General features: G+C 69.0%; 13 protein-coding genes. 2 read left to right on the top strand and 11 right to left on the bottom strand.

Annotation, left to right across the window (positions count from 1 at the left end; all coding sequences use genetic code 11):
• Positions 1 to 1,592: alpha-amylase family glycosyl hydrolase (locus tag D7V93_RS12940; RefSeq protein ID WP_120643698.1), on the top strand; the 1,592-nt coding region annotated here is incomplete at its 5' end.
• A gap of 7 nt (positions 1,593 to 1,599) precedes the next feature.
• Here D7V93_RS12940 and D7V93_RS12935 read toward each other — a convergent pair.
• From D7V93_RS12935 to D7V93_RS12890, 10 genes are all read right to left on the bottom strand, one after another.
• Positions 1,600 to 2,847 (bottom strand): imm11 family protein, encoded by a 1,248-nt coding sequence (locus D7V93_RS12935; RefSeq protein ID WP_120643694.1) that lies wholly within the window; start codon positions 2,845 to 2,847, stop codon positions 1,600 to 1,602.
• Between the two features lie 15 nt (positions 2,848 to 2,862).
• Complete coding sequence (locus D7V93_RS12930) at positions 2,863 to 4,224, bottom strand: AHH domain-containing protein (protein ID WP_120643693.1); 1,362 nt, start codon at positions 4,222 to 4,224, stop codon at positions 2,863 to 2,865.
• A 122-nt stretch (positions 4,225 to 4,346) separates the two neighbouring features.
• Positions 4,347 to 5,486 carry a glucodextranase DOMON-like domain-containing protein gene (locus D7V93_RS12925; protein WP_158623726.1) on the bottom strand — a complete coding sequence of 380 codons (1,140 nt, stop codon included), beginning with the start codon at positions 5,484 to 5,486 and terminating at the stop codon, positions 4,347 to 4,349.
• 157 nt (positions 5,487 to 5,643) lie between these two features.
• Complete coding sequence (locus D7V93_RS12920; protein ID WP_120643691.1) at positions 5,644 to 7,839, bottom strand: TonB-dependent receptor; 2,196 nt, start codon at positions 7,837 to 7,839, stop codon at positions 5,644 to 5,646.
• A gap of 139 nt (positions 7,840 to 7,978) precedes the next feature.
• Entirely contained in the window at positions 7,979 to 8,971 is a 993-nt protein-coding gene (locus D7V93_RS12915; RefSeq protein WP_208723009.1) for a glucodextranase DOMON-like domain-containing protein, read from the bottom strand.
• 45 nt (positions 8,972 to 9,016) lie between these two features.
• Positions 9,017 to 9,904 (bottom strand): sugar ABC transporter permease, encoded by an 888-nt coding sequence (locus D7V93_RS12910; protein ID WP_120643690.1) that lies wholly within the window; start codon positions 9,902 to 9,904, stop codon positions 9,017 to 9,019.
• Positions 9,905 to 9,907: 3 nt separating this feature from the next.
• Positions 9,908 to 11,956, bottom strand: a complete 2,049-nt coding sequence (locus D7V93_RS12905) for a carbohydrate ABC transporter permease (protein ID WP_120643689.1) — start codon at positions 11,954 to 11,956, stop codon at positions 9,908 to 9,910.
• 17 nt (positions 11,957 to 11,973) lie between these two features.
• Positions 11,974 to 13,197, bottom strand: a complete 1,224-nt coding sequence (locus D7V93_RS12900; RefSeq protein WP_120643688.1) for an extracellular solute-binding protein — start codon at positions 13,195 to 13,197, stop codon at positions 11,974 to 11,976.
• 19 nt (positions 13,198 to 13,216) lie between these two features.
• A complete protein-coding gene (locus D7V93_RS12895) occupies positions 13,217 to 14,311 on the bottom strand; it encodes an ABC transporter ATP-binding protein (RefSeq protein ID WP_120643696.1) in 1,095 nt (364 codons plus the stop codon).
• A 79-nt stretch (positions 14,312 to 14,390) separates the two neighbouring features.
• Positions 14,391 to 15,953: an alpha-amylase family glycosyl hydrolase gene (locus D7V93_RS12890; RefSeq protein WP_120643687.1), complete on the bottom strand. Its 1,563-nt coding sequence runs from the start codon at positions 15,951 to 15,953 to the stop codon at positions 14,391 to 14,393.
• A gap of 392 nt (positions 15,954 to 16,345) precedes the next feature.
• On the opposite strand from D7V93_RS12890, the gene pulA reads away from it, so the two are divergent.
• Entirely contained in the window at positions 16,346 to 19,741 is a 3,396-nt protein-coding gene (gene pulA, locus D7V93_RS12885; RefSeq protein WP_120643686.1) for a pullulanase-type alpha-1,6-glucosidase, read from the top strand.
• Positions 19,742 to 19,821: 80 nt separating this feature from the next.
• Here pulA and map read toward each other — a convergent pair whose 3' ends face one another.
• Positions 19,822 to 20,790 carry a type I methionyl aminopeptidase gene (map, locus tag D7V93_RS12880; protein WP_120643695.1) on the bottom strand — a complete coding sequence of 323 codons (969 nt, stop codon included), beginning with the start codon at positions 20,788 to 20,790 and terminating at the stop codon, positions 19,822 to 19,824.
• Positions 20,791 to 20,807: the final 17 nt, after the last annotated feature.

Genomic DNA, 20,807 nt, shown 5'->3' with positions numbered 1-20,807 from the left:
CCGTCCCCACGCCCTCCACCGGCGGCGTGACGCTCGCCCCGCCCGCGGGCGACGCGTGGTACCGGGGCGCCGTCTTCTACGAGGTGTTCGTCCGCAGCTTCCAGGACTCCAACGGCGACGGCGTGGGCGACCTGCCCGGGCTCATCTCGCGGCTGGACTACCTGAACGACGGCGACCCGGCGACGACGGACGACCTGGGCGTGGACGCGCTGTGGTTGATGCCGGTGTTCGCGTCGCCCAGCTACCACGGCTACGACGTCGTGGACTACGAGCGCATCCAGACCGCGTACGGCACGGCGGAGGATCTCCAGAAGCTGTGTGACGAAGCGCACCGCCGGGGCATGCGCGTCATCCTCGACTTCGTCATCAACCACACCAGCTCCTCGCATCCGTGGTTCGTGGACTCGGCGTCGTCGCCGCGGTCGGAGAAGCGCGACTGGTATTCGTGGCGGGACAACAACCCGGCGTGGAAGCAGCCGTGGGACCTGGCCTTCTCCACGACGGACACGTGGCACGAGCGCAACGGCGCCTGGTACTACGGCGTCTTCTGGGGCGGGATGCCGGACCTGAACATGCAGACGCCCGCGGTGCGCGAGGAGGTGAAGCGCCTGGCCACGCTGTGGCTCCAGCGCGGCGTGGACGGCTTCCGGCTGGACGCGGCCCGCTACCTCATCGAGACAGGCGGCGGCGCGGGACAGGCGGACACGCAGGAGACGCACGCGTTCTGGAAGGAGTTCGCCGCGCACGTGCGCTCGGTGAAGCCGGACGCGGTGCTGGTGGGGGAGAACTGGAGCGAGACGCCCTCGGTGGCGAAGTACTACGGCTCCACGGCGCAGGTGCCCGGCGGAGACGAGCTGCCGCTCAACTTCAACTTCCCCCTGTCCTCGCGCGTGCTCGAGGGCATCAACGCGGGCAACGGCGGAGGGGTGGCGGCGAAGCTGCTGGAGATGCGCAACAACTACCCGGCGGGCGTGGTGGACGCGCCCTTCCTCACCAACCACGACATGGTGCGGGTGGCCACGCAGTTCTCCAACGACACATCGAAGCTGGGGCTGGCGGCGGCGGTGCTGCTGACACTGCCGGGCGCGCCGTTCCTCTACTACGGCGAGGAGATCGGGCTGGGCAACGGCGCGGCCAACAACGACGAGTCCAAGCGCACGCCCATGCCGTGGACGGCCGCGCCGGGGGGAGGCTTCACCACCGGCACGCCGTGGTACGGCTTCTCTTCCGGGAGGGAGACCTCGAACGTGGAGACGCAGAAGGCGGCGCCGGGCTCATTGCTGTCGCGCTACAAGGCACTGCTCCACGCGCGCCAGGGTTCAGAGGCGCTGCGCACGGGAGGCCTGCGCCTCTTCACGCCGACGGCGGGCCCGTCCCCCACGCTCGCGTTCGTGCGCACGCTGGACGGCGAGCAGGTGCTGGTGGTGCACAACTTCTCCAACGCCCAGGTGTCGGTGGGGCCGCTCGACGTGGAGGGGACGACCGCGGAGCCGCTGTTCACGGACACGGGCGTGTCGCAGCTCTCGGGTGGAGCGGGCGCGTGGAAGACGAGCCTGCCCGCGCGCGGCACCGGCATCTGGCGGTTGCAGTAGGCGTCCGTCAGACGACGGGCTGACGCCAGGAGCGGGAGACATAACCGTCTCCCGCCTGGGCGAAGCGCCGCGCCAGTTCCGCGGCACCGCCCTTGCCCTGCTGGAGCAACCACTTCAGCTCCGACGGCAGCAGCGCCTTCACGGTCACGAGCCGCACGTCGCCTCCGGGCAGCGTGAGGTGGGTGGGCAGCGAGTCCGCCGGCATCCCGAGCAACACCGCCACGCGGCCCTCTGGGGTGAGCAGCGTTTCGGGCAGGTGCTGCCCGGACACCTCCATCGAGAGGGTTCCGCGCTCCAGGGCGGAGCGCAGCTTCTCGTGTCCGGCCAGCTCGTTGCCGACGCGTTCGAGGAGCTGCACCAGCCAGCTCTTCTCCAGGTCCGGCAACAGCTCCGGGGTCTCCATGGCGAGCTCCAGCCCGAAGCCCACGGTGGGTCGGTCCAGGATGTCGCTGAAGGGATCCGACAGGCCGTCCGTCACCACGAGCGTGTGTTCGTTGGCGCGACGGATGACCCGCCAGGCCTGTCGTCCGCCCGGCCAGTCTCCGCCCAGGACCATGGAGATGATGAAGTCATCCTCCAGCGTGCCCAGCCCGCGCCACACGGCCTCACGGGCAATGCGCGCCTGGTCCCACAGCTCCCCGCGCAGCTTCGTCTGAGCACGCCGAACGGGGTCGACGGTGCTGGGGCCGGTGACCGATTCGAACTTCGTGCCCGTGAAGCCAGCACGCTCCAACGCGTCCTTGATGTCCTCGGAGACGATGAGAGCGACCTCCCACTCCGAGGGTCGGAACACCTTCGCGTCGCCCACTTTCGAAGGGTCGATGCGCATTCCATACAAAGAGAGGAGGGTGCCAACCTTCTCGGGGATTCCGTCCGCCTCGGTCCAGTAGTGCGCTTCCTCCGAGGCCTCGACATCGACACACGGAATGGCGTGGATGGCATTGAGGATGAAGTACGGCCCGGCGTGGGAGTTGACCTCGACAGGAATCAGCTCCACGTCGTTGGGAGCCAACTCCCTGAAAAGGGCCGCCACCCTGGCGTGAACAACCGGAGTGTGGAACGCCGCATGGGAGAAGTCGCGCGCCTCGCCCTCAACATCCACAGGGAACCTGACCTGCCCCGTGAAGTGCGCGGGCTTCCCGACCCTGAACTGCCAGGGGTCATCAAGTTCTCGCCCCGAAGAGTCGAGGGGATGCCCCAGGAACCAGAATCCCTCGGCAACATCCTCGTCAAGATCAAAGTAGCGTTTTTCCATTGCGGGTTCCCTGCGTCACTCAAGACCAGTGATCAACCGATTCAGGTCTGTACCTTTCTTGAGGATCTGACTCGCGAGGCTTCGCAGCGTTCTCGTCAACACAGCCCGACAATTGTCCATGGATCCACACCCCATCGTAGCCCTATCCAAGGCAGCGAGGATCTTCTGGTGGTACGCCTCTGGATGAGGACCTCGATGGCCCGGCACGTTCACCCTGTTCGCGGGGTCATCCAGCGACATCCCGGCCTTGTTGAAGATCTTCTGGAACTGCGGAGACCAGGGCCCACCCCGGTTCGTAGCGCTCCACCACTTATTGGAAGCGATGTGGTGCTCGTGCCCCTTGGCATCCACGCCACCCGCGGCGGTGCCCCCCTCCCGAGCGGACATCGCCACCGCGGTCGGCGCAAGCACCAGCGTGATGACACCCTCGGTGGACACCGCCACCGACTCCACCTGCACCACTGCGCCCAGCCGGACTCCGGCCTGCTCCGCTACCACCAGCGCGGCCTGTCCCGAACCCGGAAGCAGCGGGACCTTCGCGGCCATCGTCTCCGCCGTGCTGCCCAGCGCCGCCGTGGCCAGCATGACGAAGGCCCGCGCCGCGTTCCCTCCCATCACCTTGCCGTACTGATTCCCCGCATCGCGCACCTCATCGAAGCTCCGGGCCATCCGCACCTGCTCGGCCAGCACCCTCCAGCCCTGGATGAGACTCAACACCGTGTCGATTCCCAGGTAGCCGATGAGCGCGACCGTCATCGTCGCCGCCACGCCTTTGGAGATGGGTTCGGGCAGCAGCCAGAGGCACAGGTACACCGTCCCCGTCGTGACGATGGTGGCGACCACCACCTCCCGGTTCGTCATCCCCTCCAGCGCTTCGGCCGTCTCCTCCCACACCGAGTCCAAGGCGATGGCGAAGGCCAGCGTGCGTCGAGCCTCCTCATCCAGGTGGGGCCCCGCCCCCAGCACCTGGAGACAATCTCCCGGCTCGTGCCGGCGCTGACACCACCGTCCGTAGGCGCTCGCCAGCACCGGCTCCGCGTCCTCCTCCACCAGCAGCCGCCCTCTTCGCGGCTCCTCCACGGACACCAATCCCAGACGCCCTCGCATCCGCGAGTACGCCTCCCCGGAGAAGGAACCCGCGAGCAGCCGATACGCCTCCGCCCGTGGATGCGCGGACACCGGCGCATCCTCCGCCAGCGTCTTCACCGCCTCCGTGAACGCAGCCGCCTCCAGCTCCACCGGAGTGACGTCCGTCCGCGGCGAGTGGACGACAGGCGCGCCCCGTCCCGTGTCCAGACGAACCCCACGCGCCGCCGAGCACCCCGTGCCCAGCCACAGCAGCAACACCCCGACGGCCCAGCTCCGGCACAGGGACATGGACGTCTCCGGTACACCCCGACAGGGGAGGCCGCGCCCCTCAAGGATGCACGGCGCCCCATCCTGACAGTGACCGGGCCCGAAGCCGCACGCCCATCACCTCCCGCCGTGAGCCGTACAGCTCAGCGCGCCGGCGAAGCGCTGCCCGCATCCCCAGACATACCGGAGGGCACGGGTGCAACCGCACCACCCGACACCGGAGCCTCGGACGGAGTCGCATCAAGGCCCCCCGCGTCCGTGACCGGAGCCGCTGCCGGAGCCGCCTCGGGCACGCCCGCGTCCACCGTCGCCGCCGGAGCCACCACGCGCCCCGAGGGCACCACCGTGGACCACGCCGGCTTCGCGGGCCCCAGCACCGCCTCCTGCGAGTCACCCGGCCGCACCAGCAGGTCCACCACCGGCGACTGCGAAGGGTCGCCCTTGCGGCCTCCCCCGAAGCGCTCGTTGAGCGGCTCCCCCGGCGCGATGCCCATCGCCATCAACTGGGGGCCGCCCTCCGTGACGCCGCCAAACACCCCGCCCAGCGCGACGCGCCGGTCGATGGACGCGCCCGTCACCGCCACGCCGTAGCCCCAGTCCTTCTGCGCGTGCTGTCCCAGGAAGCTGTTTGGCACCTGGAACATCACCGTGCGGCCGCTCACCTGGATGAGCGTGGGGAAGAACACCTTCGCCGTCAGCTCCGCCTCCGCCGTCGCGTTCAGCTCCGCCTCCACCTTGCCGCCAATGGGGCCCGTCTTCTGCTCGTACGCGCGCAGCGCGCCCTCACGCCAGTGCTTGCGCAGCGCCTCGCGCGCTTCGTACGGGCGCGGCGTCAGCACCACCGCCTTCTCCCATGCGGAGTCCGGCGCCAGCGTGAGCTGCCGCCCCGGCAGCGTGTCCGTGCGCCCGGAGCCCGTCACCCGGTCCGTGTCCAGGTACAGGTCCACGTTGAACGTGTAGAAGCCGTGCCGCGCCCGGTCCGCCACCGTGGCCCCACCAATATCCACCGCCTGCCCCCGCGACGGCTTCGCGATGGGGTGCGCGAACGTCACCTCGAACCGCGTCGCCCCCTCTTCCGCGAACGCCGCCACCGCCACCACGTCCAGGTCGCCCCGCCCCAGGTCCGGCCGGCGCGGGTAGACGAGCTCGCCGTCGCCGAGGTCGTCCCCCACCGGGTCCTCCAGGCGGAACAGCAGCGCGTCCTCGTGCGTCCGGGCCCCCGAACACGCGGACAGGGTGGTGGCGAGCAGGAACGCGGACAGACCGCGGCGGCGCAGGAGCACGGGACACCTCGAGCACGAAGGGGGACGACCTTCGGAGGTGTACCGCGCGGTGCTCCAAACGCAAGGAGCCCGGAGTGCCTGTCGGCGCCCCGGGCTCCCAAAGCCATCCGTCACATCCCCCAGCAAGCCCGTCAGGGCCTCCAGGGAACGACGGGGACTAGAACTGCGCCTTCATGAACGCCTTGACGCGCATGTGGTCGAAGTTGCGCTCTTCCAGGCTGTTCCAGCCGCCGTTGCGGTTGGTGAAGCCACGAGAGCCCACCGCCACGTTGTGGTCCGCGGCGATGGTGTCGTCCGCGTACTGCACCACGAAGCCGTCGCCGAAGTCGGGGCGGAAGGAACCGAAGGCGTACTGGCCCTCCAGACCGAACTCCACGCCGGACAGGATGTAGCGCGCCTTCACCAGCAGCTGGTTCTTGTTGTGCTTGCCGGACGCCATCTCGTGGTTGTTGTACGCCTGGAACGCCGTGTTGCCGTCCAGCAGGTCCGCGAAGAACTTGGAGTAGCTGGCGGACAGGTACAGGTCGTCCGTGAACTGGTAGCCGGCGCCCGCCGTGAACGTCGTGTAGTCCAGCACGCGGTCGTCGTCGCCGATGTTGTCGAACGGCTTGAACTGGTAGCCCGTCTCACCCTGGCTGTTGGTGATGACGCCCGGGTTGCCATACAGGCCGGAGGTGCTGTTGCCGTCGCTGTACTCGTTGACGAGCGAGTTGTCGCACGCCACGCCGCCGCCGGCGCACGCGCCATCCTTGAACGGCAGGAAGCGCGGGTCGTTCAGGCGCTTGTCGTTCTCGTGGATGTACTTGAACTTGCCGAACACATCGATGCCCTTGAGCACGTCCACCACGTACTTCGCGCGCAGCGCGATGAGGTGCGTCTTCTTGTCCTGGAAGGGCTGGTAGGCCGTGCGGTAGTTGTGGCCCACGCCCGAATCCAGCTCCGTGCCCGGGTACTGGCTGTCGCCCAGCGCCTTGTCCGCGCTGCCGTACGCCTGCCAGTTCTGGTTGTAGGTGATGAAGGAATACTCACCCGCCAGCTCCAGCGCGCTGTTCGTGTAGACCGGGTTCAGCGTCGCGCCCTTCCAGCCGATCGCCGTCTCCGCGAAGGGCTCGTCGAAGTCCGTGAAGTCGTTGTCCACGTTGATGGTCGCCACCTGCTGCGACTCGCTGGACCAGCCGCCGTAGCCGATGCGCGTGGGGTTGCCCTTGTAGATGCCGTAGGAGGCATTGGACGGGCCGGGGAACGCGAAGCTGCCGTCATGGCCTTCCGTCAGCAGCACGTCCGCCTCGCGGCGGCTGGCCATCACCGACACGTAGTCCGCGCCGATGCTGAAGAGCTGGAAGTTCAGCGACAGGCCCACGTCGAGCGGGTCGTTGAGGGACGCGTTCAGCATGTACGTCTGGTCCGTGTGGTGACCAGCCAGCACCGGGCTGTAGCCACCGACGCCGAAGCTCTTCGGCGACAGGACGGGGTCCGCGTTGGAGTACGACGTGTACACGGCGCCGCGCACGTCCAGCCACGAACCCATGTGCAGGCCGGCCTTCAGGCCGCCCACGCCGTTGCGGTAGCGCGGGGTCAGGTCACGCCCGTCGTCCAGGTTGGTGTCCTCCGCGTTCACCTCCTGGTCGTTCGCGTACTGGAAGATGCCACCCACGTCGAACATCTCGCTCGCCGTGTACTTCGCCTGGAAGCCGTAGGCGGCGTCGCGCGCGTGGAAGAGGCCCGTGTTGAAGCCCGGGCCCGCCCAGAGCCGGGGCAGCGAGATGCGCGCCGCGTCCCAGGTGATCTGCCGGTCCAGGTTGGAGCCCTGGAGCATGATGGCCGCCGCGTTGTCGCGGTCGATGTAACGCACCCGACCGATGACGAACGGGTCGAACTGGCCCAGGTCCGTCGCGCCGATGAGCGCCGAGTCGATGAGGTAGCCCGGACGCAGCGTCACCGACATGCCGCGCAGCTTGATGTACTGGTTGGAGCGCGGGTCGAACTCGCCGCAGTCACCCGCGACGCAGGGGCCCGCCGCGTTGCCGCCGAAGCCGCCGAAGTTCGTCCAGAAGTTCTGGTTGAAGCGGCTGTGGATGCGGCCGTTGACCTCCACCTGCGGGGAGATCTTCGCGTTGAGCAGCAGCTCCAGCTCCGTGCCGATGCCGTTGTCGCCGTAGCCCTCACCGGGCACCGTCGAGAAGTTGTAGAGGGCGCCCTGGTCCCGCTGGTTGCCCCAGAGGTACTTGGTATAGGTCGTGCCACCAATGGTGAGCTTGGGGCCGCTGTCCTGCGCCATGACCGTCCCGGGAACCAGGCCGGCCGCCACGGAGAGCACACACGCTCCCCGCACCACGTTCGTGCGAATCTTCATGATGTTCGGAAAACCCTTCTCTGAAAGCTTTTGAAGCTGAGGGGGTCATCCCCTCTCCCGGGGCGCCGCGGGGTCACCGCGGCAGCCCTCCCCTTGCTGCATCAAACCTTGAAACAGACCGTTTTTGAACAGTCGCCCATTACTTCGTGGGCGACGCGGTCGTGGGCGCCGGCGTGGGCGCCACCGTCGTTCCAGCCGGAGCGGCCGGGGTCGGCACGGGCGCCGGAGCCGGGACGGGCGCCGGAGCGGGCGTCGCCGCCGGAGCGGGCGTCGCCGCCGGAGCCGGGGTCGCCGCGCGGGCCTCCGTGGTGGACGGACGGTTCGGGCCCACCATGCGCAGGGTGGCCTTCTTCTTGGAGGTTCCGTCCGCGTTGCACTCGTAGGCGAGCATGTCGTACTGCGCCTTCGCCTCGGCGCCGTCGCCCTTGGCCTGGCCGGCCAGCACGTCAATCACGTGCGGGTCGCAGTTGAAGTCCGTGCCGCCGCCGAAGCGGTGCTGGCCCTCGTACTCGTTCACGCGGCGCGTGAGCAGGTCGTTGTCCGCCGGGAAGCCCTCGTTGGACTGCATCACGACCTGGTAGCCCCACTGCGACGGGTCACCCTCGCCCAGGTCCGTGTTCATCACGGTGGCGGTGATCTTGTTGCCGGAGGCGCGCACCTTGGTGGGCACCACCACGGCGCCCTTCATCGCGCCCGCCTTGTTGTTGGCCTCCGCGCGCACGCGCGAGGAGCCCTGCGGCGAGATGACGATGACCTTGTCCCAGGCGTCCGCGCCGTCGAAGGCGATGTTCAGGCCCGGGGGGGCGTCCGTGAAGCCGCTGCCGGCCTTGTGGTCGGTGTCGATGAAGATGAACACCTCCTGCACGGAGAAGCCGTCCGCCATCTTCCAGGGGTTCTCCAGCGAGCCCTTGATCTGGATGGTCAGGTCCGTCTTGTTGCCGCCCTTCTCCAGCGTGAAGCCGGTCAGGTCGAACGAGCCCGGCTTGTACACGGGGTCCGTCGGGTACACGTACTTGCCCGGGCCCTTGTCGTCGCCGGTGGGGTCCTTGAGGGACACCTTGTCGGCCGCCAGGGCGGGCACCGTCGCCAGCGAGGCGGCGAGCGTGAGGACTGCGATACGGGGGTTGATCATGGGGGGTGGCTCCTTGCGAAGACAAAGGACTGCGACGGACTGCGACTAACCCTTCACGCCACCGGCGGTGAGCCCGGAGACGAGGTACTTCTGGAGGAACAGGAAGAGGAAGACGACGGGCACCGACACGATGATGGAGCCGGCCGCGAAGTAGCCCCACTGCTGGCTGAACCCGCCCACGAAGAAGCGCAGGCCGACGGGCGCCGTGTACATCGTCTCCTGGTCCATGAACGTCGCGGCGAGGATGAACTCGTTCCACGCCGTCATGAAGCTGAAGAGCGCCGTCACCGCCACCGCGGGCTTCGCCAGGGGCAGGATGACGCTCCAGAAGATGCGCCCCACGGACGCCCCTTCAATCAGCGCCGCCTCCTCCAGGTCCCGGGGGATGGTGTCGAAGTAGCCCTTGAGCATCCACACGCTGAACGGGATGGACGTGGTGGCGTACACGATGATGAGGCCCAGCCGGCTGCTGCCCAGGCCCAGCCACTGCACCAGGATGATGTAGAGCGGGATGAGCATCAGCGTGCCCGGGAACATCTGGGACACGAGGAACGCCATCATGCCCGTGCGCTGGCCGGGGAACTTGAAGCGGCTGAAGGCATACGCCGCGGTGCACGCCAGGAACACGCCCACCACCGTGGTGCCAATGGAGATGATGGCGCTGTTGAGCATCCACTTGGCGAACGGTTGATCCGTCATCACCGACACGAAGTTGGATGAGGAGAACTGCTCCGGCCACGGCGTCACCGCGCGCAGCCGGTCCCAGAAGGTGGGGTTCTCCGGCAGCGTGGCGATGGCCAGGCTCTGCTTGCCGGAGAACGCCAGGCTCACCACCCAGAGGATGGGGTAGATGGTGAAGAGGGTGAAGGCCACCAACACGACGTGCAGCGGCAGGTGGGAGATGCCTTCGCGACGTTCGGAGAAGAGCGCCATGGGTTACGCGGCCTCCGTGGCGCGGCTCATGCGGTTCTGCACCACGCTGTACATCAGCAGGATGCCGAAGATGACGGTGGAGTACGCCGCCGCGTAGCCGTGGCGGTAGCGCTCGAAGGCGAACTTGTACGCCTGCGTGACCAGGATTTCGGTGGAGCCGCCCGGGTCGCCGCCCGTCACCAGGAAGATGATGTTGAACATGTTGAAGGTCCACACCACCGACAGGATGATGGCCGGCACCAGCGCGGGCTTCAGCGCGGGCAGCGTGATGGCCGTGAACTGCTGCCAGCGATTGGCCCCGTCCACACGCGCCGCTTCATACAGCTCCCCGGGGATGGACTGGAGGGCGCCCAGCGACACCACCATCATGAACGGGAAGGAGAGCCAGCCGTTGGTGGCGAGCGCGGTGAAGAACGCCGTGAGGGGCGAGTCGAACCACGCGATGCCCTCCGCGCCGAACATCCGCAGGACGTGGTTCACCACGCCGAACTGCTGGTGGAACATGCCCTTCCAGATGAGCGCGGTGATGTAGTTGGGCATCGCCCACGGCAGGATGAGCAGCACGCGGTAGATGGGCCGCAGGCGCAGGTTGGGCACGTTGAGCGCCAGCGCGAGCAGCAGGCCCACCGTCACGCCGATGGTCACGTTCGTCACCGTCCAGAAGATGGTGAACAGGAGCGTGTAGTAGAAGTTCAGGTAGTTGAAGACGAGCGAGCCGTCCGCCGCCGTCTTCGCGAAGCTGAAGTCGCCCAGGATGTCCGTGTAGTTCTTCAGGCCAACCCACAGCTCCGACAAGGGCTGGCTGCTGTTGTAGAGGTTGGCGTCGGTGAACGACAGCGTGATGCCGTAGGCGAAGGGGAAGAAGACGAGCAGCACCATCCCCACCATCGCCGGCAGCACGTAGGCGTATGCCTGCCGGAACTCCACCGCCGTCGCCACCGTGCGGTGCAGCGCGCCCAGGCCGATGAAGAGCAGCACCGCCAGCCCCAGCACGCCCAGCGCGCCCAGCGCCTTGCCCGCGTCGCCGCGCACCTGCGCGCCGCGCGCCGCGAGCTTGCCCGCGTCCGGCACGCCCTCGTCCGTCAGCTGCCCCAGCGGGCGGCGCATCGCGTCCGCGTCCCAGACGCCGGGCTTCAGCGCGGGCTCCGCCTTCAGGCTGTTGGCGGCCACCAGGGCCTGGGCCTTCTCACCGCGCGTGCGCAGCTCCGCGCTCACGGCCTCTTCGGTCTCCCGCAGCTCGGCGTCCAGCGCGCGCAGCGAGTAGACCGTGTAGCCACCCAGCCCCGCCACGAACAGCACCGCCGCCACCGCCACGCGCGCGCCCTGGCGCGACAGCGCGAACACCGCGGCCGCGCACGCCGCGAGCGGCAGCAGGAAGGCCAGCAGCACCGGCCCCCACGAGGGCGCCTCCGCCTCCGTGAGCACCGGCGTGAACCACTCCACCGACCCCACCACCTGCCCGTCGAGCTCCACCGGCGCGGACAACAGCCGGCCGCCGGTGGGCAGCGTCTGCGACTCCACCTCCGACTTGCGCGCGCTGCCCTCCTCGCGGTTCGTCTCCACCGCGGCGCGCAGGCGCTGACCGCGGTCGTACAGCGGCTTCTCCTCGCGCGACAGCCGGCGCGGGGCCGCCTTGTCGCCGGTGTCCTCCGGGAAGGTGGACGCCTCCAGCCGGATGCCGCTGAAGGCGATGACACGCGCGGCGCCCCCGTCCAGCCGGGGCCAGCCCGCGACCACGGCGCGCACCGCGTCTCCGGTGCCCCCCGCGCGCTGCACCAGGTCCGTCAGGCCCAGCAGGGCCACGGCGGACTTGCGCTGGGCACGCTCGGCGCCGCGCTCCGCCTGGGCGCGCGCGAGCAGGCCGTGCGCCAGGAGCAGGGTCACGGCCAGCGCGAGCGCCAGCCCCACCAGCACGCGTCCCCAGTGTCCCCGCCCGGAACGGCCCGAGGGCCCCGAGGAAGAAGGGGCCGTCGCGTCGCCGCTCGGGGTGGTGCGGGCCGTCACGGAGGTGACGGCCGCGGAAGGGGGCTGCTGGGGGGCGTTCTGGCTCACTTCAGGTCCTCACTCGCTTACTTCTTGCGCAGGCCGGCGACGTCCTTCGCCACGCTCTTCTGGGCCACGTCCAGCGCCGCCTTCGGCGTGGCCGTGTTCTTGAGCACGGAGTTCATCGCGGCGGTCGCGGGGGTCCAGACCATGGACATCTCCGCGAGGTTGGGCATGGGCACGGCCACGTCCACCTGGTCCTTCATCGCCTTGAGCAGCGGATCCGCGGCCACCTTCGGGTCGGCGTACACCGCCTGGTTCGCCGGGCTCTGGCGGCCTTCCAGGGCCAGCGTCTTGCCGGGGCCCGCGTCGGTGAGGAACTTCGCGAAGTCGTACGCCGCTTCCTTGTTCTTCGACGGGGCGGCCACGTACACGCCCTCCACCGTCATCCAGGGCTTCATCGGCGTGCCCTTGTTCTCATCCAGCGTGGGCAGCCGCGCGAGGCCGTAGTCCACGTCCTTGGCGATCTCCCCCAGGAACCAGGGACCGGAGAACACCATCGCGGCCTTGCCCTCGTTGAACAGCGAGGTGATGAGCGCGCTGGAGGGCTCCGCCGGCAGGATGCCGTCCTTCTTCCACTTGAGCACCTGCTCCACCGACTTCACGTTGGCGGGCGAGTTCATCGTGGGGTTCGTCTTCGCGTCGAACACGCCGCCGCCGAAGCCGTTCATCACCGCCGCGTGGTAGTAGAAGTCGCCGTACGCGTACGCGAGGCCGAAGCGGCCCGCCTTCGCGTCGGAGAGCTTCTTCGCCATCGTCACCAGCTCGCCGGACGTCTTGGGCGGCGTGGGGACCAGCTTCTTGTTGTAGATGAGCGTGACGACCTTGTAGTTCAGCGGCAGGCCATAGACGGTGCCCCGGTAGGTCATCGCCTCCATCGTCGTCGGGATGAAGCGCTTCTTCGTCGCGTCATCCAGGAAGAAGTCGATGGGCTCCACCGTGTTGCCCGCTTCAATCCAGCCGCCCAGGCGGTCCTGCGCGAAGATGAAGAGGTCCGGGCCCTTGCCGCGCGGCACCGTGGCGGAGATCTTATCCGCGTAGGCGTCATAGGGCACCGCCAGCGTGGTGACCTTGATGCCCTTCGCCTCGTTGGCCTTGTTGTACTCGGCGACCACCTTCTCCAGCGCGGTCTTCTCCTCCGCGCGGTAGGCGTGCCAGAGCACCAGCTCCGTGGCGGCGAAGGACGGGACGGGCAACAGGCCGACTGCGCACAGACAGAGGGCCGCGAGCAACGTTCGCAGGTTCGTCATGGAAGATGCCTCCGGGGTATCAAACGGACAGACGCAGTTCGGATTCAGCGTCGAAGAGGTGCAGGGACTCCAGCTCCACGGCGACGGGCACCTTGGCGCCCGGCTCGGGGGTGGACTGGGGCGGCAGGCGGAAGACCAGCGGGTTGTCTCCCAGGCGGGCGTGCACGATGAGCTCGTTGCCCAGCGGCTCCACCAGCTCCACCAGGGCCTCCACCGGGGCCGTCTCACCGCGCGCGGGCGCGCCCGCGGCCAGGATGTTGTCCGGGCGCAGGCCGAACTTCACCTTGCGTCCGCCCTTGCCCGCCGTCTCCGCGCGCAGCGTGCGCGCCACCGGCAGCCGGAAGCCCTCACCCACCAGCGTCGAGCCGTCCGCGTCCAGCGTGGCGGAGAGCATGTTGATGGGCGGCGTGCCGATGAACTGCGCCACGAAGACGTTGACCGGCTTCTCGTAGACCTCCAGCGGGGTGCCCAGCTGCTGGAGCTTGCCGTCCTTCATCACCGCGATGCGGTGGCCCATCGTCATCGCTTCGATCTGGTCGTGCGTGACGTAGACGGACGTGACCTGGAGCCGGTGCTGGAGCTTCTTGATCTCCGAGCGCATCTGCACGCGCAGCTTCGCGTCCAGGTTGGACAGGGGCTCGTCGAAGAGGAACACCGCCGGCTTGCGCACGATGGCGCGCCCCAGGGCCACGCGCTGGCGCTGGCCGCCGGACAGCGCCTTGGGCTTGCGCTCCAGCAGGTGCGTGATGCCGAGGATCTCCGCCGCCTCGTCCACCAGCTTGTCCATCTCCGGCTTGGGCGTCTTGCGGATCTTGAGGCCGAACTCCAGGTTCTGCCGCACGGTCATGTGCGGATAGAGCGCGTAGTTCTGGAACACCATGGAGACATCCCGGTCCTTCGGCGGCAGCGCGTTCACCGCGCGCGGGCCGATGGAGATGGTGCCCCCCGAGATCTCCTCCAGGCCGGCGATCATCCGGAGCGCCGTGGACTTGCCGCAACCCGACGGCCCCACGAGGACCATGAACTCATGGTCGCGGATATCGAGGTTGAGCCCCTCGATGACCGACACGTCCCCGTACCGCTTCGCCACGTCCTTGAACGACACGCCGGCCATCAGGCCCTCCAACAAGAGCCCCGCCCGCGCCGACGACAACAGCACGTCCGGGTCAGGTTCTGCGCGCCCTGCGGGTGCTTCACTGCACGCGCCCGAGGATGCGCGCGGACAGCGGCTCCAGCGCCAGGTCCAGCGTGGCGCCCGCCTTCGTCCGCCCTCCGTTCAGCAGGTCCTCCACCTCCGCGACGCCCGTCCACCCCTCCGGCCACGGCACCGACGCCGTCCCGCGCGTCTTGCCGCGGTTCACCGCCACCACCACCGTGTCGCCGGAAGCCCCGTCCTTGCGTTGGAAGACATACACGTCCCCCTCGGTGGACAGCGCTTCGTGCGCGCCGCGCGACAGGGCCGGGTGGGCCCGGCGGATGGAGATGAGGCGCTTGTAATACTCGCGCAGGGCCTCGTCGCGTTTCTTTCCCGCGCCGGGTTTCACCGCCTGCTTGCCCCACGGCATGTCGCCGCGGTTCTGCGGCCAGTCCCCGCCCGCGCGGCCCACTTCCTCGCCGTAATAGATGACGGGGATGCCGGTGGTGGTGAGCTGCAGCGCGGCGGCCAGGCGGAAGAGCGACACGTCGCCCTTCAACTGGTGCAGCGCTCCGTCCACGTCGTGCGACGACAGGAAGTGCGCCAGGTGGTGTCCCGGCGTCACCTTCCCGCGCGACTGGAGGTAGCGGTCGAACGCCACCGCGCGGCCCCGGCCCTGCAGGAAGGCCAGCGTGTTGCCCTGGAAGGCGAAGTCGAACCCGGCGTCCAACTCATCCGGGGTGAAGTACGGCTCCAGCACCGCCACGTCGCCGCCCCACACCTCGCCCAAGAGGAAGAAGTCGGGGCTGACTTCCGCGCGCGTGCGGCGGCGGTGCTCCTTCCAGAAGTCGTGCGACACATGCTTCACGGTGTCCAGCCGGAAGCCATCCACGCCGGAGCGCTTCGCCCAGTCCAGCTGCGCGTCCAGGAGGTACTTCGCCACCTCCGGCACTTCCGTCTTGAAGTCGGGCAGGCCCGCCACGCACGACGTCACGTCGTCCTGGCCGCAGGTGCCCTTGTCCTCGGAGCGCAGCCAGTCCGGCTTCTCCTTGAGGTAGCGCGAGTTGTAGCCCGGGTGGTTGTAGACGACGTCCAGCAGCACGCGGATGCCGCGCGCGTGCGCCGCGTCCACCAGCGCCTTGAAGTCCGCCTCGGTGCCAAAGCGCGGATCCAACGCGTGGAAGTCATCCGCCCAGTAGCCGTGGTAGCCCCAGTCCGGGAAGCCAGAGCCGGTGACGAAGCCGGGGATCTGCTTCAAGAGCGGCGTCACCCACAGCGCCGTCACGCCCAGCGACGACAGCTCGTCCAGCTTCGCGGTGAGCCCCTTCAGGTCCCCCCCGTGGAAGGTGCCGGCCGCCTTGAGGTCGCCCTTCTCGTTGTTCGTCGGGTCGCCATCCGCGAACCGGTCCACCACCACGAAGTACAGCACCTCGTCCGCCCAGGGCCGCGCGGGCTCCTTGGGGGCCACCTGCTCCGTGACGGGTGCGGGCGCGGCGGGCGCTTCCGGGGCCGGCGCGGGTACGGCGGGCTGCGTCGGCGCGGCCTCCGTCGCGGGTCGGGTCGGCGTCGGCGGGGCCGTGGCGCACCCCGCCAGACACAGGGCGAAGAGGCCCTGGAGCATCGGGCGCCACCGACCGCGGTGGGAGACAGCGTTGGATTGTGAGCGGGGGAGACGTAGGGACATCTGGGCGGGGCACTGTAGCCAACAGTTTGAAAAGGGGTGAAGGGCCCCTGGAACAATCGGCTGATGGCGCAACGCGGCATCATTCGGATGTCTTCCGTTGCACACCTGTTTGACGCAAGGCGCGGGTGACTTCGACGGAGCGCGCGATTCGTGCCGCACTGCGTCTCAGCTGGAGGCCGCTGGGAGGCTGGCGGCGGCCGTCCGAGACCCGACGCCACAGGGCGGATTTCGGGGTCCGCCGCGTGTGACAGGGCCGGCTGCTAGCGTGCGCGAAATTTTCACCCCCCTGGAGGTTTCCCCTGAGAGTCCCTTTTCCCTTCCCCCGCGCGGTGCGCGCGCTCGCGTTCAGCGGGCTGTTCACCGCGCTCGTTCCCCTGTCCTCGCTGGCGGCGCCGACGTCGGTGACAGTCATTGGCGACCTGCAGAGCGAGGCGGGCTGCGCCTCGGACAACAACCCGACCTGCGCGCAGACGGCGCTGACGTATGACGCGGCGGACGACGTCTGGCAGGGGTCGTTCACCGTGCCGGCCGGCACGTGGCACTTCAAGGTCGCGCTGGACGGCTCGCTGTCGCAGACGCAGGGCGGTCCCGGCGGCGCGGACGTGGTGCTGACGCAGGCGGCGGCGGGCGCGGTGAAGTTCTACTTCGACGCGAAGTCGTCGTACGTGACGAGCAACCGCTCCAGCACCATCGCCACGGTCGCGGGCAGCTTCCAGAGCGAGCTGGGCTGCCCCGGTGACTGGTCCCCGGACTGCCTGCGCTCGATGATGCAGGACCCGGACGGCGACGGCATCTACACCTTCACCACGAAGGCGCTGCCCAAGGGCAACTACGAGTGCAAGGTCGCGCTCGACGAAGGCTGGACCACGTCGTACCCGGGCGGCAACGCCACGTTCGCGGTGACGGAGGACAACCAGGAGATGGTGTTCACGTTCGACTCCGGCGCGTCCAAGAAGGTGACCATCCGCGCCGCGGGGGCTCCGGCCGGCAACCTGCTGCTGGCGCGCGCGCACTGGGTGGCGCGCGACACGCTGGTGTGGAGCCCGGAGGTCGCGGTGCCCGCGGGCACGGTGTTCAAGCTGCACACGGACGCCACGGGCGCGATGACGCTCGCGGGTACGGGCGTGCAGGGCGGCACTTCGGTGACGTTGACGCGGGACGCCGCGGGCCTCACCGCCGCGCAGCAGGCGCGCTTCCCGCACCTCGTGGGCCGGCCGGTGTTCAAGCTCTCCGAGGCGGACGCGGCGAACGCGGCCACGTGGCTCAAGGGCCAGGTGGTGCTGTCCGCGACGAACGCGGAGGGCACGCCGCTGGACGCCACCAGCGCGCAGTTCGCGGGCGTGCTGGACGACCTGGACACGTATGACGGCGCGCTCGGCGTGTCGTTCGAGGCAGGCATCCCCACGCTGCGCGTCTGGGCCCCCACGGCGAAGCAGGTGAACGTGCTGCTGTACGCGGACGCCACCCCCACGGCGACCTTCACCCGCGTGCCCATGGTGGCCGGGGCCAAGGGCGTCTGGAGCGCGACGGGCGACGCGACGTGGAAGAACCGCTTCTACCTGTACGAGGCGGAGGTCTACGTGCGCAAGGAGGGCAAGGTCGTCACGAACCTCGTCACCGACCCGTACTCGGTGGCCCTCTCCACCAACAGCGAGCGCAGCCAGCTCGTGGACCTTTCGGACCCCACGCTCGCGCCCCAGGGCTGGAGCGCGCTGACGAAGCCCGTGCTGGAGGCGCCCGAGGACATCGTCCTCTACGAGCTGCACGTGCGCGACTTCAGCATCAACGACACGACCGTCCCGGAGAACGAGCGCGGCACGTTCAAGGCGTTCACGCGGGACTCGGATGGCACGAAGCACCTGGCGCGGCTGGCGAAGGCGGGCCTGACGCACGTGCACCTGCTGCCGGTGTTCGACATCGCGACCATCAACGAGAACCGCGCCGGGCAGCAGAAGCCCGCCGGCGACCTGGTGTCGCTGCCGCCGGACTCCCAGGAGCAGCAGGCGGCGGTGAAGGCCGTGGCGGACCTGGACGGCTTCAACTGGGGCTATGACCCGTACCACTACACGGTGCCGGAGGGCAGCTACGCCACGCAGGCGGAAGGCCCCACGCGCACGGTGGAGTTCCGGGAGATGGTGCAGTCGCTCAACCAGCGCGGCCTGCGCGTGGTGATGGACGTGGTCTACAACCACACCAACTCCGCAGGGCAGGACGCCAAGAGCGTGCTGGACCGCCTCGTCCCCGGCTACTACCACCGCCTCAACGACGACGGGAACGTGGAGACGAGCACCTGCTGCCAGAACACCGCGTCCGAGAACGCGATGATGGAGAAGCTGCTCATCGACTCCGTCGTGACGTGGGCCACGGCCTACAAGGTGGACGGCTTCCGCTTCGACCTGATGGGCCACCACCTGAAGTCCAACATGGTCAAGCTGCGCACGACGCTGGACGCGCTCACCGTGGCGAAGGACGGCGTGGACGGCAAGAGCATCTACGTCTACGGCGAGGGCTGGGACTTCGGCGAGGTGCAGAACAACGCGCGCGGCACCAACGCCACGCAGCTCAACATGGCGGGCACGGGCATTGGCACGTTCAACGACCGCCTGCGCGACGGCGCCCGGGGCGGCGGCCCCTTCAGCGGCCTGCAGGAGCAGGGCTTCATCACCGGCCTGCTGTCGGATCCGAACAGCACGGACCAGGGCACGGAGGCGGCGCAGAAGGACAAGCTGCTCACCTACGGCGATTGGATCCGCGTGGGCCTGACGGGCAACCTGAAGGACTACGTGCTCCAGGACCGCACGGGCGCGGAGGTGATGGGCTCGCAGGTCCTCTACAACGGGGCGCCCGCGGGCTACACCACGGATCCGCAGGAGGTCATCACCTACGTCTCCGCGCACGACAACGAGACGCTGTTCGACGCGGTGCAGTTGAAGGCGCGACGCGACCTGCCCATGGCGGAGCGCGTGCGGATGCACAACCTGGGCATCGCCATCGTGGCGCTGGGCCAGGGCATCCCGTTCTTCCACGCGGGTGATGAGCTGCTGCGCTCCAAGTCGTTGGACCGCAACAGCTTCAACTCCGGGGACTGGTTCAACAAGCTGGACTGGACCTACCAGTCGAACAACTGGGGCGTGGGCCTGCCTCCGGCCGCGGACAACCAGTCCAACTGGGGCCTCTTCGGGCCGCTGCTGGCGGACGCGGCGCTGAAGCCGACGCCGGCGGACATCGTGCGCGCGCGCGACCACTTCGAGGAGATGCTGACCGTCCGCAAGAGCAGCCGGTTGTTCCGGCTGCGCACGGGCGACGAGGTGAAGGAGCACGTGCGGTTCCAGAACACCGGCCCGGACCAGCTCCCCGGCCTCATCGTGATGGCCATGCAGGACCACGGCACGAACGCGGAGGGCGCGCGCGCCGTCGTGCTGTTCAACGGCACGGATGACGCGCAGACGTTCAAGGCGGCCGGGTACGAGTCGGTGAAGCTCAAGCTGCACCCGGTGCTGAAGGCCTCCACCGACCCCGTGGTGCGCCAGTCTTCGTACGACCGGAACACGGGCAGCTTCACGGTGCCCGCGCGCACCACCGCGGTGTTCGTCACCGACGACGCCGTGGACCCGGACGAGGGTGAAGGCTGCGGCTGCCACAGCACCGCCCCCGGCCCGCTGGGCGCCACGAGCCTGCTGCTCGCGGTGGGCCTGATGCTGAAGCTGCGCCGTCGTCGGGCGTAGCCGAAGGGCTGGAATGAAGCGGGCCCCGGACGCCAGCGCAGCGCGTCCGGGGCCCGTGCTGTTTCAGGAGGCGCTGGCCCTTACGGCCGGGTGAGGATCTCCGCGCCGGTGTCGGTGACGAGCAGGGTGTGCTCGAACTGGGCGCTGCGCATGCCGTCAGCGGTGACGACGGTCCAGTCGTCGTTCCACGTCCGGTGGTCCCAGTGGCCCTGGTTGATCATCGGCTCGACGGTGAAGACCATCCCGGGCTTCATGACGGTGTCGGCCTCGGGCTCGTAGTAGTGGGGCACCTGGAGCGCGGTGTGGAAGGTCTCACCGATGCCGTGGCCGCAGTAGGCGCGCACGACGCTGGTGCCGTTCTTCACGGCGTGGGCCTCCACCGCGCGGCCGATGTCGCTGATGGGGCGGCCGGGCTTCACGGCGGCGATGCCCACGTCCAGGCACTCGCGGGCCACCTGCACGAGGCGCTGGTGCTGCGGCTCCACGTTGCCCACGAGGTAGGTCGCCGAGCAGTCGCCGTGGACGCCATCCAGGTAGATGGTGATGTCCAGGTTGACGATGTCGCCGTCCTCCAGCGCGCGGCTGTCCGGGATGCCGTGACAGATGACCTCGTTGACGGAGGTGCAGAGCGACTTGGGGAAGCGGTGGTAGTTGAGGGTGCTGGGGTAGCCGCCGCGCTTGAGGTAGGCCTCGTGGGCGATGGCATCCAGCTCATCCGTGGTGATGCCCACGCGCACGTGCTGGGCGGTCTCCACCAGCACCTGGGCCGCGGCCTGGCAGGCGCGGCGCATGCGCGCGATGACGTCCGGCGACTTCACGTCCGGCTCGTTCCGGGAGCGCGACGGCCGGCCGCTCACGGAGTCCGCGTAGTCGGGCCGGGCGATGGTCATGGGCACGACGCGCCGTGGGCTGACGAGGCCCGGGCGCAGGCCCTTGCGGACGTTGAGGTCGGTGCCCTTCTTGCGGGCCTCGACGGTGTCGGCGCCACGGTGGCACTTCTTGTACTTGGAGCCGCTGCCGCACCAGCAGGCGTCATTGGGCCCGGGCAGGACGGAGGGGGCGGTTC

This window comes from Corallococcus llansteffanensis, assembly GCF_003612055.1.
GTDB classification, from domain to species: Bacteria; Myxococcota; Myxococcia; order Myxococcales; family Myxococcaceae; genus Corallococcus; species Corallococcus llansteffanensis.
This window is presented reverse-complemented; position numbering and strand designations above follow the sequence as displayed.

Bases quoted from the DNA above. Each gene is read 5' to 3' on its own strand.
- D7V93_RS12895 (WP_120643696.1), bottom strand. From the start codon at position 14,311: ATGGCCGGCGTGTCGTTCAAGGACGTGGCGAAGCGGTACGGGGACGTG.
- D7V93_RS12915 (WP_208723009.1), bottom strand. From the start codon at position 8,971: ATGATCAACCCCCGTATCGCAGTCCTCACGCTCGCCGCCTCGCTGGCG.
- D7V93_RS12900 (WP_120643688.1), bottom strand. From the start codon at position 13,197: ATGACGAACCTGCGAACGTTGCTCGCGGCCCTCTGTCTGTGCGCAGTC.
- D7V93_RS12930 (WP_120643693.1), bottom strand. From the start codon at position 4,224: ATGTCCCTGTGCCGGAGCTGGGCCGTCGGGGTGTTGCTGCTGTGGCTG.
- D7V93_RS12935 (WP_120643694.1), bottom strand. From the start codon at position 2,847: ATGGAAAAACGCTACTTTGATCTTGACGAGGATGTTGCCGAGGGATTC.
- D7V93_RS12910 (WP_120643690.1), bottom strand. From the start codon at position 9,904: ATGGCGCTCTTCTCCGAACGTCGCGAAGGCATCTCCCACCTGCCGCTG.
- D7V93_RS12890 (WP_120643687.1), bottom strand. From the start codon at position 15,953: ATGCTCCAGGGCCTCTTCGCCCTGTGTCTGGCGGGGTGCGCCACGGCC.
- D7V93_RS12920 (WP_120643691.1), bottom strand. From the start codon at position 7,839: ATGAAGATTCGCACGAACGTGGTGCGGGGAGCGTGTGTGCTCTCCGTG.